This window comes from Brevundimonas sp. NIBR10 (genome assembly GCF_027912515.1).
In the GTDB taxonomy this organism is placed as follows: domain Bacteria; phylum Pseudomonadota; class Alphaproteobacteria; order Caulobacterales; family Caulobacteraceae; genus Brevundimonas.
Map to the genome: position 1 here is coordinate 2,615,925 of NZ_CP115464.1, position 14,140 is coordinate 2,630,064.

General features: G+C 63.9%; 24 protein-coding genes and 1 tRNA gene. 23 read left to right on the forward strand and 2 right to left on the reverse strand.

The features are described from left to right. Positions 1-77: 77 nt before the first annotated feature. From O5K39_RS12895 to O5K39_RS12925, 7 genes are all read left to right on the forward strand, one after another. Positions 78-446 carry a hypothetical protein gene (locus O5K39_RS12895; protein ID WP_271144026.1) on the forward strand — a complete coding sequence of 123 codons (369 nt, stop codon included), beginning with the start codon at positions 78-80 and terminating at the stop codon, positions 444-446. Next, entirely contained in the window at positions 446-841 is a 396-nt protein-coding gene (locus tag O5K39_RS12900; RefSeq protein WP_271144027.1) for a hypothetical protein, read from the forward strand. The genes O5K39_RS12895 and O5K39_RS12900 overlap by 1 nt, the downstream gene beginning before the upstream one ends. Before the next feature lie 360 nt (positions 842-1,201). Continuing rightward, entirely contained in the window at positions 1,202-1,561 is a 360-nt protein-coding gene (locus O5K39_RS12905; protein ID WP_271144028.1) for a hypothetical protein, read from the forward strand. Further along, complete coding sequence (locus tag O5K39_RS12910) at positions 1,558-1,902, forward strand: hypothetical protein (protein WP_271144029.1); 345 nt, start codon at positions 1,558-1,560, stop codon at positions 1,900-1,902. Before O5K39_RS12905 ends, O5K39_RS12910 begins: the two co-directional genes overlap by 4 nt. After that, the gene (locus O5K39_RS12915) at positions 1,899-2,120 is read left to right on the forward strand and encodes a hypothetical protein (protein WP_271144030.1); all 222 of its coding nucleotides are present in this window, start codon (positions 1,899-1,901) and stop codon (positions 2,118-2,120) included. The genes O5K39_RS12910 and O5K39_RS12915 overlap by 4 nt, the downstream gene beginning before the upstream one ends. After that, positions 2,117-2,296: a hypothetical protein gene (locus O5K39_RS12920; protein ID WP_271144031.1), complete on the forward strand. Its 180-nt coding sequence runs from the start codon at positions 2,117-2,119 to the stop codon at positions 2,294-2,296. The genes O5K39_RS12915 and O5K39_RS12920 overlap by 4 nt, the downstream gene beginning before the upstream one ends. Beyond that, positions 2,293-2,496 (forward strand): hypothetical protein, encoded by a 204-nt coding sequence (locus tag O5K39_RS12925; protein ID WP_271144032.1) that lies wholly within the window; start codon positions 2,293-2,295, stop codon positions 2,494-2,496. The genes O5K39_RS12920 and O5K39_RS12925 overlap by 4 nt, the downstream gene beginning before the upstream one ends. A gap of 77 nt (positions 2,497-2,573) precedes the next feature. Here O5K39_RS12925 and O5K39_RS12930 read toward each other — a convergent pair whose 3' ends face one another. After that, a complete protein-coding gene (locus O5K39_RS12930) occupies positions 2,574-2,966 on the reverse strand; it encodes a hypothetical protein (protein ID WP_271144033.1) in 393 nt (130 codons plus the stop codon). A gap of 94 nt (positions 2,967-3,060) precedes the next feature. On the opposite strand from O5K39_RS12930, the gene O5K39_RS12935 reads away from it, so the two are divergent. From O5K39_RS12935 to O5K39_RS13010, 16 genes are all read left to right on the forward strand, one after another. After that, positions 3,061-3,537 (forward strand): hypothetical protein, encoded by a 477-nt coding sequence (locus O5K39_RS12935; protein WP_271144034.1) that lies wholly within the window; start codon positions 3,061-3,063, stop codon positions 3,535-3,537. Beyond that, positions 3,537-4,229: a lambda exonuclease family protein gene (locus tag O5K39_RS12940; protein WP_271144035.1), complete on the forward strand. Its 693-nt coding sequence runs from the start codon at positions 3,537-3,539 to the stop codon at positions 4,227-4,229. The genes O5K39_RS12935 and O5K39_RS12940 overlap by 1 nt, the downstream gene beginning before the upstream one ends. After that, positions 4,229-4,888: a hypothetical protein gene (locus O5K39_RS12945; RefSeq protein WP_271144036.1), complete on the forward strand. Its 660-nt coding sequence runs from the start codon at positions 4,229-4,231 to the stop codon at positions 4,886-4,888. The genes O5K39_RS12940 and O5K39_RS12945 overlap by 1 nt, the downstream gene beginning before the upstream one ends. Positions 4,889-4,937: 49 nt before the next feature. Next, the gene (locus O5K39_RS12950) at positions 4,938-5,762 is read left to right on the forward strand and encodes a Nin-like protein (RefSeq protein ID WP_271144037.1); all 825 of its coding nucleotides are present in this window, start codon (positions 4,938-4,940) and stop codon (positions 5,760-5,762) included. Further along, positions 5,759-6,112, forward strand: coding sequence for a hypothetical protein (locus O5K39_RS12955; protein WP_271144038.1), 354 nt, complete (start codon positions 5,759-5,761; stop codon positions 6,110-6,112). The genes O5K39_RS12950 and O5K39_RS12955 overlap by 4 nt, the downstream gene beginning before the upstream one ends. 2 nt (positions 6,113-6,114) lie before the next feature. Beyond that, positions 6,115-6,747, forward strand: coding sequence for a hypothetical protein (locus O5K39_RS12960; protein WP_271144039.1), 633 nt, complete (start codon positions 6,115-6,117; stop codon positions 6,745-6,747). Between the two features lie 20 nt (positions 6,748-6,767). After that, on the forward strand, positions 6,768-7,100 hold the full coding sequence (locus O5K39_RS12965) for a DUF4326 domain-containing protein (RefSeq protein ID WP_271144040.1): 333 nt from the start codon (positions 6,768-6,770) through the stop codon (positions 7,098-7,100). Continuing rightward, positions 7,097-7,270 carry a hypothetical protein gene (locus tag O5K39_RS12970; RefSeq protein ID WP_271144041.1) on the forward strand — a complete coding sequence of 58 codons (174 nt, stop codon included), beginning with the start codon at positions 7,097-7,099 and terminating at the stop codon, positions 7,268-7,270. The genes O5K39_RS12965 and O5K39_RS12970 overlap by 4 nt, the downstream gene beginning before the upstream one ends. 564 nt (positions 7,271-7,834) lie before the next feature. Further along, positions 7,835-8,659, forward strand: a complete 825-nt coding sequence (locus O5K39_RS12975) for an ASCH/PUA domain-containing protein (protein ID WP_271144042.1) — start codon at positions 7,835-7,837, stop codon at positions 8,657-8,659. Positions 8,660-8,984: 325 nt separating this feature from the next. Then, complete coding sequence (locus O5K39_RS12980; protein WP_271144043.1) at positions 8,985-9,551, forward strand: hypothetical protein; 567 nt, start codon at positions 8,985-8,987, stop codon at positions 9,549-9,551. Next, a complete protein-coding gene (locus O5K39_RS12985; RefSeq protein ID WP_271144044.1) occupies positions 9,548-9,952 on the forward strand; it encodes a hypothetical protein in 405 nt (134 codons plus the stop codon). The genes O5K39_RS12980 and O5K39_RS12985 overlap by 4 nt, the downstream gene beginning before the upstream one ends. After that, positions 9,949-10,110, forward strand: coding sequence for a hypothetical protein (locus O5K39_RS12990; protein WP_271144045.1), 162 nt, complete (start codon positions 9,949-9,951; stop codon positions 10,108-10,110). The genes O5K39_RS12985 and O5K39_RS12990 overlap by 4 nt, the downstream gene beginning before the upstream one ends. Further along, entirely contained in the window at positions 10,107-10,658 is a 552-nt protein-coding gene (locus O5K39_RS12995) for a hypothetical protein (RefSeq protein WP_271144046.1), read from the forward strand. The genes O5K39_RS12990 and O5K39_RS12995 overlap by 4 nt, the downstream gene beginning before the upstream one ends. A 240-nt stretch (positions 10,659-10,898) precedes the next feature. Continuing rightward, positions 10,899-12,242, forward strand: a complete 1,344-nt coding sequence (locus O5K39_RS13000) for a hypothetical protein (protein WP_271144047.1) — start codon at positions 10,899-10,901, stop codon at positions 12,240-12,242. A 306-nt stretch (positions 12,243-12,548) separates the two neighbouring features. After that, positions 12,549-12,625 (forward strand) — tRNA-Arg (locus tag O5K39_RS13005). A gap of 20 nt (positions 12,626-12,645) precedes the next feature. Then, positions 12,646-12,909, forward strand: a complete 264-nt coding sequence (locus O5K39_RS13010) for a hypothetical protein (protein ID WP_271144048.1) — start codon at positions 12,646-12,648, stop codon at positions 12,907-12,909. Here the strand turns inward: O5K39_RS13010 and metC are convergent. Beyond that, on the reverse strand, positions 12,906-14,078 hold the full coding sequence (metC, locus tag O5K39_RS13015) for a cystathionine beta-lyase (protein WP_271144049.1): 1,173 nt from the start codon (positions 14,076-14,078) through the stop codon (positions 12,906-12,908). The genes O5K39_RS13010 and metC overlap by 4 nt on opposite strands. Positions 14,079-14,140: the final 62 nt, after the last annotated feature.

Below are 14,140 nucleotides of genomic sequence, written 5' to 3' on the forward strand. Positions count from 1 at the left end.
CCGGTATTACGTTCGGTAATGGCATCTATGCACGACCGCCTTACCCAACGCAACATTACATTTGGTAAGACGTTGGTATGATCGATACCGGCTGGTCACAGGCGAAAGAGCCACACGAACGCCTCCAGTGGGCGCGGCGCCATGCGCAGTATCCTACCGTTAGGGCGGCGGCCGACAGTCTCGGCGAGAAGGAAGGCACCTACGGCGCATACGAGCGGGCCCCAGGCTCGTCGAAATGGTCAGTGCTCGACACAGCGTGGGCCCAGAAATGCGCCCGCCGGTTCAAGGTCAACTGGGTCTGGCTGCTGACAGGGGAGGGCACGCCGTTCGATGGCGTGCTGACGGAATCGCAGGCCCGCCTCGCAGCAGCGGTCGCCGATCAGACACCGGAAGAACAGAGGCGCATCGCCGACATCGTAGAAATGATGGTCCGCAAGGTGAGCTGATGACCGTCGGGCACCGTCACACTGTCCTGGCCTGCATCGCCACAATCGTCGCGTTCCCGGTAGGCGTGGCGGCCATCGGCATGTCGGCCGGACTCGCCGCGATGAACTTTCAAGCGCCAGCCGATGTCTTGTTTCTTCTCTCGTGGCTTCCGCCGGCTCTTTCGATCTGGTTGATCGCCCGAGGTCTTGATCGCTGGCTACCGGCCCACGCCGACGGGCCCGTGCTGGCCATCTACCTTCTCGTGGCGTTGTGCGGTCTCGGCATCGCTTTCCTGGGTGATGTCGCGGCTCCGACCCTCTACGGCGTCATCTGGAGTGGCGTTGTCATTGGCACAGCCTGCCTCTGCCATTGGCCTCGGAGCGATAGTCTTCAGAAGGTGCGGCCCATCCCATAGGTCGGTTGCTGGATCCCCGGTGACCTTGGATACTTCGGCGCGCGATCCTAGCGCAGATGCCGTGCGGGCATAGATCAAGGCCTCGCCGATCGTGCCGAACTGCTGGCCAGGTCCGCGAACGAATGACCCGGGGCTTAGACGGCTGGGCCTGAAAGTCTGGGTGATGAATACGGTCGCCAAAGCTGCCTCCTGAACTGATCCCCGAATCGCCACGCTGGCGTTCAAGAGTCGAGTCCCAGCCTTCGACCATGCGACCGATCTTGTCGTATCGGCTGCAACGCGCATTACGACCCGTAAGATTTTTCCCTTGCGCTTCGTATTACGTTCGGTAATGTCGTCTCTCGAAAGGGAGGCATTGCCGTGTCACCGACCACCACAGATTCCGAACCGACCCACATCAGCGCCGTCATGCCGCTGGTCGTGCGCAACATCGCCGACGCCGCCGTGCGCCACCATGGCGACCCCGACCACCCCAACCGCGTGAAGATGCGGGCGTTCGTCGAGCGCAACATCGCCAATGCCCGCAAGATGCATCCGGCCGTCGCCGTCGAGCATCTGCGGGCCTGCATCGCCCAGACCGAGGCAAACTGGCTGGACGCGGCGAAGGATACCGCCAGCAAGCCTGGTAACGCGGGCCTCATGTGGGCCGACTTCGAGCTGGCGCTGCTGGATTTCCAGAACGCCATGGTCGAGGTCACCAGCGCGCGGGTGCCGGCATGAGCGACGCATACAGCTTTCGCACCGGCGCACCCGTCGATCTGATCGCGCTGGAGATCGCCGCCCAACGGGTCAGCCGCCTGATCGGAACCGCGACATCTGGCGCCCATCGCATCCGCACCGCGATTGCCTGGGACGCCCGCAACGACCTGAAGCGCGACGAGCATATCGTCGAGGCGCGGGAGTTGCTCGTGGATGTCATTCAAACTGCACGGCTGGCTCTGGCCGGCCTCGAAGCAGCCACCAATCCCGAGCCCCCCACCGTCCTCAGCCCCGAGCAAATCCGCCGCGCCGATCTGGTGGCGACCATGATGGACATCGCCAGCACTGGAGTCGCGGCATGATCGCGAAACACCCCCTCGGCGTCGCCTATCACCCCGAATGGCGCAACGTCCGCGACCGCTGGAACGACCGCTACTGCGCCCAGGTCATGGAGCGCGCAGCCGAAGAACGCGTCCGCACCGAACGCCCCCTGATCAGCAACCACACCCTGCTGTCGGCGTGCGCTGTGATCATTTTCCTCATGGCCGTTTGGGCTGTGGGCCTGGAGTTCATGAAATGACCGATACCCCGAACCGCAATCCCGCATGGTCGCTCGACATGCTGGTCAGTGCCGGAAAGGCGCTCGCATCGGCCGATGTGACGGCTGTCGGCGAGACCTTCGGCATCCCCGCCTCCGAGCGCGAGGCCTTCGCCTATTGGGCCCGGGCGGAAGCGGGCAGGGCGGTCAGCGAGTGACCCCGCTCGCCGAACAGATCGCTCGCGCGAAAGAGCTTCTGGCCACCCACGGCTTCCAGATGGCCGTCAGCGCATGCTCCTGCTGCGATGGCGCATGGATACGGCTCACGCATGATGGCGAGCCGATCATCTTCGACCCCGAGAACCCCAACGATGAAGTCGGAAACGCCGGGTTCGATATGTTCGAGGCGGGTCAGTGACCCCGCTCGCCCCCAACGCCCTGCGCCACCTGGCCAGCACCGGCGCCATGTCGCCGACGGAACTGTGGCTGTTCGGCTTAGGCAGCCTGCCGGGGGAAGCTGTACGCGAACCGCACGACGCGCTTCTGGACCAGCTGCCGGTCGCGGCCACGGTTGGCGTAGGGCTGATGCACGCTCTGGCCGATGTCGGGGTCGGTGCTGTCGGCAATCAATGCGTCGGCCTGCGCCTTGTCCATGACGACCAGCGCGAGACCCAGGCTCTCCAGCCACCAGCTCAGCGTGGCGGTGAATCCCCATGCGGCACGACGACCGCACGACCGGCCGAAGGACTCGAGCTTGGCACAGTAGCCGTCCGCCCAACCGATCCGACAGTCGAGGTCTTGCTGGGGAATCCCAAGCGCCTCGCGGCGGCTGCGAAGGAGCGCGACCAGCGCGTCCTCGTCGCGGACGATCACAGGTTTGACCGACATCACAGCACCCCGAACAGCGAGCGCCCCCGCGCCTGAAATGGCTGCGTTCGACGCGTCTGACAAGACCACCCGCCTTCAACCCAGGAGAACGTGCATGAAGACCCAGCCCAGCGGCCTCGAACTGGTCACCAGCATCGAGGACATCGAGACCGACACGCTCGTCGGCGACGTGAAGGATCTGATCCTTCAGGAAATGCGCGACGCCAAGGATCACCGTCCGTGGACCGAGCGCAACGAGGATGACCAGGACGCGATGATCGATCGCGCCGACCGGTTCGCCACCTCCCTCGTCGCCAAGGTGGTGCGCGAGATCGCCATCATGGGCCGGCCGTCGGTCACCGTGCAGATCAAGGAATGGAAGGTCGGCGACGCGCTCAAGATCGCCACCGAAGCCATCGCCTCCGAGGGCAACGCCATGGCCCTGCTGCATGGCGGCAAGATCGCCCACCTGGTCTTCGGCGACATCGCCGAGTTCAAGGGCGAGCGCGCCGAGATCGTGGCCGTGCCCGATCAGGCCGACCTGCACGACGAAGACGGCGTGGTCTTCGACAACACCAAGGCCGCCGCCTGATGCCCGGGGCCAGCCACATCACCATCCATGACGACATCCCGCAGGGCGGCGATGAATGGCTGGCCCTGCGCTGCGGCCTGCTGACGGCTTCCGAAATGAAGCACATCGTCACGCCGACCTTGAAGGCCGCGTCCAACGAGAAGGAGCGGACGCACCTGTACGAGCTGATGGCCCAGCGCATCACCAAGTACGTCGAGCCGTCCTATGTGTCCGACGACATGCTGCGGGGCAGGGACGACGAGATCGAGGCCCGCGACCTGTATTCGCAGACCTATGCGCCCGTGACCGAGGTCGGATTCGTCACGAACAATCGCTGGGGCTTCACCATCGGCTATTCGCCCGACGGCCTGGTCGGCGACGACGGGCTGATCGAGTGCAAGGGCCGCCGCCAGAAGTTCCAGATCCAGACCATCGCCGATCGCGAGGTTCCGGCCGAGTACGTCCTGCAACTCCAGACCGGACTGCTGGTCAGCGAGCGGAAGTGGATCGATTTCGTCTCCTACTGCGGAGGCCTGCCCATGGTCACGATCCGCATGTGGCCCGACCCGATCATCCAGAACGCCATCATCGACGCCGCGACCGCCTTCGAGGCGCGTCTGGCCGAACGCATGGCCGCCTACGCCAACATCATCGCCACCGAGCGCCGGCTGATCCCCACCGAGCGCCGCATCGAAATGGAAATGTTCACCTGATGTCCGACATGACCAGCGCCATCATCCCGAAGTCCGACCAGATCAATGCCGACGATCTGATCGGCGGCCCGCGCACCATCCGCATCACCGGCGTCAACATCAGCCCGGGGGCCGACCAGCCCGTCTCGATCAAGTTCGAGGGCGAGAACGGCAAGGTCTGGCGCCCGTGCAAGTCGATGTCGCGCGTCCTGGTGAACGGCTGGGGTGCCGACGCCAACGCCTATGCCGGACGGAGCGTGACCCTCTACCGCGACCCGTCGGTGAAGTGGGGCGGCATGCAGGTCGGCGGCATCCGCATCAGCCACATGTCGGACATCGATCGGCAGATGACGATGGCCCTGACCGAGACCAAGGGGAAGCGCGCGCCGTTCGTGGTCAAGCCTCTGACCGCCGAGACGACGCGCTCCGAGCCCGAGAAGCCGTCGACGCACCCAACCGCGACGCTCGATGCGCGGGCTGACCGGCTCCAGATCGCACTGAACGACGCGCCCGATCTCGCGAAGCTGACGTCCATCTGGCAGTCCGCCGGTGTTCTGCGTGCCGACCTGGCCCAGAACAAGCCGCTGCGCCTGGAGGATTTGACGCGTCTCTGGCGGGCCCGCGACACCGAGCTCGACACCACCCCGCCCGATGACGGCTTCCCCGGTGACCAGCCGTGATCCGCACCCTCCGAGCCCAAGGCTCCACTCAATCTGCTGGAGAAGGATGATGAGCGATCCGTTCATCATCGACGGGCCTTGCTTGTGGTCGTTCAGCGGCGGCCGTACCTCGGCCTATATGCTGTGGCGCGCGCTGCAATCGTATGGCGGGAAGCTGCCGAATAGCCACGTGGTCGTTTTCTGCAACACCGGTAAGGAACGCGAAGAAACCCTCGTGTTCGTCAATGAGTGCGCGACCCGTTGGGGCGTCGAGGTCCGTTGGCTGGAGTTTCGGACGGGCGGAAAATACGTCGAGGTCAGCTTTGAAACCGCGTCCAGAAATGGGGAGCCCTTCGACGCCCTTATAGCGTGGAAGCAGGCGATCCCGAACTCGTTCATGCGCTTCTGCACCGAGCAACTGAAGGTGCTGACGGTGCGTCGCTTCCTCACGGAAACGCTGGGCTGGTCTCACTGCAACAACCCTGTCGGTCTGCGGGCAGATGAGGGGAAGCGAGTCGCCAGACAACGCGCGCGGCCGGACGCGCTGTGGACAGTGCATGCCCCGCTTTACGACGCCGGAGTGACCGTTGACGACGTGATGGAGTTTTGGTCGGAGCAGGACTTCGACCTCGGCCTCCAGCCTTGGGAAGGCAACTGCGACAAGTGCTTCCTTAAGGGGGAGGCCATTTTGACGCGGCTTGAGTACGACCGCCCCGGAAGCTCGCAGTGGTGGGCCGATAAAGAGAACAACAGCAAGGGCTATCGCTTCCGCAAAGGCCGCCGATCCTACGCTGAAATCATGGAATACGTCCGTCAGTCGCCGCTACTGGTTAAGCCGCCGGTGCCCGACGACGAGTACGATGTCGAGTGCGGCCTAACGTGTGGTGCCGCATGACCCGCATCGAGGTTTCGACCTACACGGCCTTGATCTATGTCGGCGGCCCTCTGGCCGATGCCATGGTCACGGCGCGGGGCTACTGCGATGCGGTTGGTCTGTGTGTCACCGTCGAGCCGGTCAGCTTCATCTACACTGGCGGCACGACCGATGGCGTTCGCGTCGGCCTCATCAACTACGGGCGGTTTCCGAGCGAGCCCGATGCGATCTTTGCCCATGCGGAACGCCTCGCGGTCATGCTGATCGACGACCTCGGCCAAGAGTCCGCCAGCATCGTCGCGACCGATCGCACCGTCTGGCTAAGCAATCGCCCCGCCAAACCGGCCTCCACCAATACAGAGGGGGCGTGACCATGGGTAAGGTTCTCGTCGCCTGTGAGTTCAGCGGGACCGTCCGCAACGCCTTTGCGCGGCTGGGTCACGATGCCTGGTCCTGTGATCTGCTCCCCAGCGAGGACGGGTCGAACCGCCACATCACGGGGGATGCCCGCGACTACCTGAACGACGGCTGGGATCTGCTGATGGTCGCGCACCCGCCTTGCACCCGGCTGTGCAACTCGGGCGTCCGCTGGCTGTCGGCACCGCCTGCCGGGAAGACGCTCACCGAAATGTGGGCCGATCTGGACGAAGGGGCCGCCCTGTTCTCGACCTTCTGGAACGCGCCGATCGATCGCATCGCCGTCGAGAACCCGGTCATGCACCGCCACGCCAAGGAACGGATCGTCGGCTATCAGGAGCCGGCGCAGAGCGTCCAGCCGTGGCAGTTCGGCCATGGCGAGGTGAAGCGGACCTGTCTCTGGCTGAAAGGCCTGCCGGTCCTGACGCCGACGAACATCGTGTCCGGTCGAGATCCTCGCGTCCACCACATGAGCCCCGGCCCGAACCGCTGGAAAGAGCGGTCCAGGTTCTTCACCGGCATTGCCGACGCGATGGCTTCTCAGTGGGGCGGCCTGTTGCCGGCCGAAGACCAATCGAGGGCAGCATGAAACCCCCAAGGACCGCTGACATGACTGAAGAACACAAGCCTGTCCGCGTTCGGCTTTCGCGGGCGAAGGGCTGGAGGATGCCCGAGAACACCGTGAAGGTGGATCGCACCACGCGCTGGGGAAACCATGATTTCGTCGTCGGTGAGTACCATGACGACCCGCGCGAATGCGTCGAGATGTTTCACCACGACCTCGACAAGTTCAGCGTCTTCCACCCCGATCAGTTCGAGGCATACCTTCGTCCCCTGGTCGGCAAGAACCTCGCCTGCTGGTGTGCGCTCGACGCTCCCTGCCATGCCGACGTGCTTCTTGAGGAAGCCGCCATCCTCGCCGCCACCGGAGAGCAATCATGACCACTCCAGTAGCACGACACAGCACTGATCCCGTGATGGATGCGGCCTTGCGAGAAGACGCCGCCATGCTGGAGGCGATGGGCCAAGACCCCGGCCCGACCCTGGATGATCTGGAGGATGCCGTGCGCGCCGAAGATTGGTTCCACGATAGCGATATGGGTGCCCGATGACCGCTCCAGTAGCAGGCTTGGCTCTGGACTCCGAGAGCGTGAAGGGATCCGTGGAGCGGTTGACGGACGCGGCTGCGATTGACGGATCATGCCCCGGATGGATCGTAGTCAAACAGTCCGACCTCCGCATCGTTCTAGCCCAAGCCTCCGCATACAAGGAGGCGCTAGAGCGGATCAACGCTGAGTGCCAAGTACCGAAAGACCTTTACGACAAGAATGGTCCGACTTGGACTGGCAAGGATGGTCACGAATACGCGGACATGTCTTACGTCATCGACAAAATGACAGACCTTCAAGCGATCGTATCTGAAGCCCTCCTCAATGGAGCCGACCGATGACAGGGAGGGTTAGGCTGATGCCTCGCAGGTTCAAGCTTTGGCTTCGGGTGGTGGCCGGAGTTTATGTCGGCATCGGATTCACCGTCGCCCTTCTTCTCTCGCAGGCCATGCCCGCAATCAATCTTGCTGGGGCCGCATACATCGCAGCGACGTGGCCTGCGTGGGTCAAAGGTTCGCCAATCAGCCTTCCCGTCCCCGTGTGGGCTTTCACCTTCAAGGCCGACCAATGACCCGTCCTGACCAAACCGTGAGGGTTCCGCAGACGCACGAACTGAAGACGTGGCCCGTCCCGTTTGATGCCGTCGCCAGCGGGCTAAAGACTTGGGAGCTGCGGCTCAATGATCGCGACTATCAGGTCGGCGACACTCTCCACCTGTTCCGTTTCGATCCCGATCAGGCCCGGTTCACTGACGGCGAGATCAAGGGTGTCGTCACATGGATGTTGACCGGCCCGGCGTTCGGTCTCCCTGAAGGCTACTGCATCATGACCCTAGCCGCCGCTCCTTCCCCTGAAGCGGAGGGGGCGGGAGAGCCTAAGCACTGGTCTGACTGTGCGGTTCACAATGAGCCTGCGCAGCCCAACGGCCCGTGCGACTGTGGCGGCTACAGTCTCGCGAACGATCCGCCTCGAATGATCCGTCTGCTGGGCTTGGACAAGCTGCTGCTAAATCGCGAGGACCGCGAACGCGCTGGCGATTTGCGCTGCGAGCCAGACAGCGAGGACAATGAGCGTTTTGCAAGCTGGTATGGCAGCGCACTACTCAACCTTCATGACGCCGTTCGTTCCGCCTCCCTCCAGCGCCCCCAGACCACAGCCATGCTCCCCGGCGTCGAAACCCTCGGCCATAGCGCGGCCTTTGGGGCGAACGTCAGGACGGAGCCAGCATTTCATGGCGGCCTCGCCGGAGCCGTGGCCTTCATGGAAGCCGCAGCGGCTATGCTGGAACGGGGCGAAATGCCTGCTGCTGGTGTGCCCTATGCGATGCGTTGGGCCAAGGCTCACCGCGTATTTATAGAAGCCCTCGCCCTCGCCCGGAAAGGAGCGGCGTGATGGTGTTCTGGGTTCCCTACATCATCGATGGCTTTTGGTCTGGTCCGGGCTGGACCCGAACGCACCGCGTCAACCGCATGATGCGGCCTCGCTACGGACTGTTCACGCTAACGAAAGTCGAGCGCACAAAATGACCCCCACACCCCAGCCGCAAGAGCCTTCGTGGTACGACACCGTGAAGCACCCCGCTCCTGTCGATGATCCGAGCGCGCTAGTGCCGTGGGGGTGGGCTCCGGGCAAGTACGTCTGCCGCAAGTGCCCCGACTGTGGCTTCCCGCATGATGGAAGCGACAAGCGGTCCTCTCGCTGTCAGGACTGCGCGATCTTGAAACGTGACGCTGCCAAGGCCCAGCCGCAAGAGGCGGTAATCCCCAGCGAGGGGGCGGTCGATTGGAATGATCCTCTGCCCAATGCCTTGTGGGCGCATTTCCTTGTAACCTACGGCCTCCTGAACGATGAAGCCTGTGACGCAGCCGGTGAAGTCCTCGACATAATCTCAAAGGTGACAGGCAACACCTCCACGCACTCGGTAGGTACGAGCGCAGCGAGTGAACCCAAACCTTCCACCAGGGAGGCAGAAGCCCCCGTGTCGGAGGCGGTGGCTTGGATGCGCGTGACGGGCGGTCAAATCACGCATCTGACCCATATCAAAATGCCGGGTTATCGCCCCCTATTCGACCACCCAGCCCCATCCCCCGCCTCGGCATGGAAGCCGGGGAGGGATGAAGTGGTCGCAGCGATTAGCTCGGCTGTTTTGCCAGCAAAAATGCGGCGTGAATGTCCTGTCTTATGGTCTGCAAGCGACGTGGTTGACGAAAGCGTCATCGGCGTAATGGCCGACGCCATCCTCGCCCTCTCCACTCCCCCGGCTACAGAAGGAGCGGGCGAATGATGCGCCTATGGGAAGCTGACCACGCATACTATTGCAATGAGGGCAACTATTGCCTTCAAGGGTGCGGCGCGGAATACAAGAGGTGGTCCGACTATCATGCCGCTGAAGGCGACGCGGATATGGACTACAATCTTCTGTTTCGCTGGGATTGGGTCGAGGGCACAGACGAAGGCGCGGAAGAGTTTAATGGTGACGTGAACTACAGGAATGGTATACTGAAACTGTTCTATATGGGCCAGCGAAAAGGCATTTATCGTTTCGCCACCGTTCAGGTTTGCCGAGCCGACGAGCCTGAAATCCGCGCATGGCTACTTCCTCGGATGCAATACCTGATGGACTTGTGGTCGCCGCTTGTCAGCGAGCCCTCTCCAACCACAGTAAACAATAAGGGCGAGACATGAGCGACGAACGTAAGCCCGGAGAGGTTTGGTGGGACGATGACACTTGGGGTGGTGATGTCGCGTGGTTCGTCCAGATGGCTGATGGATCGGTTCAACAGTTTTGGGAACAGCAACACGCCGAAGCCATCGGCAACGTAGAGCGAGACAAAGCCCAATGACCCAGGATCGTGAAGAACTGATAGCCTGCCTTCGATCAAAGAAAGGCATGACGGTTTGTCCATACGACCCGCGCTCGCCGGACTACTGGACGACGAACGACACGGACCCTTGCAAGTTCTGCGGTCAGTTGAACGACGATGCCGCGCCCGATGTCTGCAAGGGCGTTGACCTTCGCGTCATGGATCAAGCTGCTGATACGATAACCTCCCTCCTGTCAGACCTAGAGGCCATGCAGGAGGCGTTGAAGGAAGCTGAGGCGAAAGCCGAACGGGTCCGGTTGGCGAACAAGCGGTATCGCAACTTTGTCCAGCAACACCTGCCCGGCCTTCGGGTCAGCCAAGCCCGGAACCCACTCGATCAAGAAACCAGGTGTCGTGCCGGTCGCGAGATCAGAAACTACGCGAACGTCATGATGCGGGCCGGCTGCTGCGCCCGCGAATATCTCGTTGGACTCCTCGCCCTAGCCACCGACGTTGATCAGCAGGGCGACGACGAACGGTTTCATTGTCTGTGGACCGCCCAGCCCGATCATCATGGGGGTGGGTGATGGGGGCTGCTGACCTTCCTCCGCGCCTGACCACCCGCGAAGTGTGCAGCCTGGGCCGGTTCTCCCTGCGTACCTTCAACCGCCGGCGCCGCAGTGGCGAATGGCTGGTCGAGCCGTGCGGCATGACTGGCGTGACGACCTGGCCGCGCGATCCCGTTCTCAAGGCGCTGAACCTGTACCAAGATCAACCGGCGCCCGTCGCCGAACCCGAGAAGCCGAGGGTCACACCAGATGCCATCCGTGCAGCAAGAGCTGGGCAAGTACGTCAGCGTCCGGGGCCCGCGCGAGGACGGGACATACCGCGTCCTGTTCGAGGTGCCGGCGCGCATCCGCCCATCCGACTGGCCTTCGACGCGACCGCTGCCGACTGAGGGTCGCCGCGGGGATCTGACCGACGCGTTCGAGGTCGCCCGGATCAAGGCTGATGCGAAGCGTTTCTATGCCGAGTTGATGGATGCCCGGAACGGCGTGGAGAAGGGCGTCGACCCGAATGCCCGCACTCTCGAGACCCTGATCCGCGCATGGCAGGGATCGCAGGCGTGGAAGGACAACAAGCCGATCACGAACCGGGGCTACGAGGACTATCTACGCGAGGTCCGGGCCTGGCAGTCGGCCGACAATCCCGACCCGACCCTCATCACCGTGCCGGACGTCGAGGCCTTCATCGGCATGTACGACGACCGGCCGACCACCCGCTACCACGTGCGCAAGGTTCTGCGCATGGTCATGGGTCAGGCCGTCCGGCTGAAATGGCGCACCGACAACCCCGTCGACGAGGTTCGGGCCCCGATGCCGAAGACGCGGGTCACGATCTGGGAAGAGTCCGACGTCGAAATGTATGCATGGGCGGCGATCGCGGCGGGCAACCCCGACCTCGCCGCCATCATCCTGACCGAGTGGGAGATCGGCCAGCGATTGACCGACATCGTGCTGTTTCGCCGTGGGGCCGAATATCTGGCCGCTGAGGGCGTTTTCAGCTTCGACCAGTCCAAGACCGCCAACCCCGTCGCGATCCCTGTCAGCGACCGCCTGAGGGGCGTCCTGGCCCACATTGAGCAGTCCGGCAGCCTGTACCTCTTCCACGACGCCACATCGGCCCGCACGACGGCCGAACAGGTGTTTGAAATGCTCGCCGACGGACAGGCGGCGGGTCGCATCCCGTCGGCGCTGGAAATGGGACGACGCATCGGGATCAGCGACGTCGCGGTCGGCAAGGCAATCTCGAAGCTCCAGGCCGAGCGCGCGATCCGCCGCACACCGAACGGCATCCAGGTCATGGCGAACGACTATGCCGCACGCCTCCGTCCGTTCGCCGACTTCGGGCGCCTGTCCAAGGTGTTCGCCGATGTGCGGTCCCGGTTCGTCATCCCCGCCGGCGGACGTCACCTGATGCTGCGTGCGCTCCGGCATTCGTGCGTCGTGCAGTTGGCCCGTTGCGGCTGCGAGATTCCTGAGATCGCCGCGATCACCGGGCACACGCCAGCCAGCGCGGCCGAGGTGCTGAAAATCTATATGCCCCGTGATAGTACGGTGGCCAGGAACGCGCAGGAGAAGCGTGGGCTTGTGGCGAGGAGAACGGCGTGACGGACGAGGCATTGATCGAGCGCGTCGCTCAGGCTCTATGCGATGCACGCTCGCCGCACGACAAACTTCCAATGCTGGGGCTCGATCCAGACTTTGGCGACCGCCCTTTTCATTCCGATCACTGTGACGACGGGGAACTGAGCGACCCAGAAGTTCGAGCCCTCGCCAAGGCCGCAGTTGATGCCATCAGAACATATCAGGCTCGCCAGTCCGACGGTCGCCCAAATGCGAGTCCGACGGTCCCTTGATCCAGCCCTTGCGTCTCACCCCGCAAACTCTTATCCGGCCTGACTTTCCAGACCCCAAGCGCCCATAGCTCAACCGGATAGAGCACCCGCCTTCTAAGCGGACGGTTGCAGGTTCGAGTCCTGCTGGGCGCGCCATTCACACCACCGGAGGCCCCGTGGCCCATATCAAGAATCAGACCCTGACCGGCGATCAGCATATCGATGGCGGCATCTACGAAGACTGCGTCTTCGAGAATGCGCGGATGATCTACGACGGCGGCACACCCCCGCAGTTCATCAACACCAGCTTCACCGCATCGCACTTCATGTTCGACAAGTCGGCGGGCAACACCGTCAACTTCCTGCGCGCCATGCTGCCCGCACGGTCCAACATGCGCGAGGTCGTGTTCGGCCTGATGCCCGAGTTGCGCCAGAACTAGCCGGTTGAGGCATTCCAGGCGGCCAGCCCGATCTCGAGGTCGGCGATCAGGTCGTCGGGGTCCTCAAGTCCCACGCTGATCCGAATCAGCTCGCCTTCCAGCGCCGTCGGTCCCTCGCGATACGCCATCTGGTGGGTCTCGTGGGTGACCAGGCTCTCGAACCCGCCCCAGGAATAGCCGAGGCCGAACAGGCTGAGCGCATCAAGGAAGGCCTCCGCCCGGACCTTGCCCATGCCCTTCATGACCACGCCGAACAACGACGCGGCACCGGAGTAGTCGCGAGCCCAAAGGTCATGCGCCGTGTCGCCCGGCAGGGCGGGATAGAGGATGCGCGACACCTCCGGCCGGCCTTGCATCCAGGCGGCGATCGTCAGCGCCGACCGGGCCTGCTCCTTCATCCGCAGCGGCATGGTCCGCAGGCCCCTCAGCGCCAGCCAGGCGTCGTCGGGCGAGACGTGCCAGCCGTGGTCCTCCATGGTCTCGGCGATGGCCCGCCCGATCCCGGCGTCGCGAACGGCGATTCCGCCCATCAGCACATCGGAGTGGCCCGAGACGTATTTGGTCACGGCCTGGACGCTGACGTCGACACCGTGTTCGAGCGGCTTGTAGGCCAGTCCGGCACCCCAGGTGTTGTCCATGACGGTCAGGGCGCCACGCGCCGTCGCCGCCTCAGCCAGACGGGCGACGTCGAGCATCTCGAAGGTCAGCGAGCCGGGCGATTCGATCAGTACGACGCGTGTCCTGTCCGAAATCATGGCGGCGACCGCCTCGGCGTCGGCGTCCGGCGCATGATAGCGCACCGTCACGCCGCGCGCCGCCATCCATCGCGACAGGAACCGCCGCGTCGGTCCGTAGCAGGCGTCCGTGGTCAGGATCTCGTCGCCCGGCCGGACCAGGGCCATGACCGGGACCGTCACCGCCGCCAGCCCTGACGGGACCAGAAAGACCTCCTCCGCGCCTTCGAGATCAGCCAGGGCCGCGCGCAGTTCGCGCGCCGCCGAAGTGCCGTCCAGCCCATAGGTCGGCCCCAGGGTGTCGTCGCGCATATCCCCGACCCGATCCGACAGCATGGTCGAGGCGCGCTCGATCGGCGGATTGACGGGGCGGCGACCCTGTCCCCGGCGGGTGGCGCCGGAGATCAGGCGGGTACGGTCGGTCGGGGTCTTCATCAGCGGCGTGGCCCGGGCGGTTGCGAAACAGCCCCTAAAGGCCTCTAAAGCCCACGGGGCGC